The 656-nt window shown below is 76.7% G+C and carries 1 protein-coding gene; it reads right to left on the reverse strand.

The window, feature by feature from the left end; all coding sequences use genetic code 11:
• A partial coding sequence (locus VM95_RS37870; RefSeq protein WP_045706103.1) for a beta-ketoacyl synthase N-terminal-like domain-containing protein occupies nt 1-656 on the reverse strand: 656 nt, incomplete at both ends.

Raw genomic sequence — 656 nt, forward strand, 5'->3', positions numbered from 1 at the left:
GTGCGCCTCGACGGCGTCGACCTGGTCGGCGGTCAGCCCGGCAGCGGTCAGCGCCGCGCGGATCACCCGGCGCTGGGACGGCCCGTTGGGCGCGGTCAGACCGTTGCTCGCACCGTCCTGGTTGACCGCCGAGCCGCGCACCACCGCCAGCACCCGGTGGCCGTTGCGCCGCGCCTCGGAGAGCCGTTCCAGCAGCAGCACGCCCACGCCCTCCGCCCAGCCCGTGCCGTCCGCCCCGGCCGCGAACGGCTTGCAGCGGCCGTCCGGGGCGAGGCCGCGCTGGCGGCTGAACTCCACGAACATGCCGGGGGTGGCCAGCACGGTCGCCCCGGCGGCGAGCGCCAGCGAGCACTCCCCGGCGCGCAGCGCCCGGCAGGCCCAGTGCAGGGCGACCAGCGAGGAGGAGCAGGCCGTGTCGACGGTGATCGCCGGGCCCTCCAGGCCGAAGCTGTACGCGATCCGGCCGGAGGCGACGCTCGGGGTGGTGCCGGTCAGCACGTAGCCCTCGGCGCCGTCGGCGGCCTCGTGCATCCGGGGGCCGTAGTCGGCGGTGGTGACGCCGACGAAGACGCCGGTGTCGCTGCCGCGCAGCGCGTCCACCGGGATGCCCGCGCGCTCGAACACCTCCCAGGAGGTCTCCAGCAGCAGCCGCTGCT

This window comes from Streptomyces rubellomurinus, from assembly GCF_000961885.1.
In the GTDB taxonomy this organism is placed as follows: Bacteria; Actinomycetota; Actinomycetes; order Streptomycetales; family Streptomycetaceae; genus Kitasatospora; species Kitasatospora rubellomurina.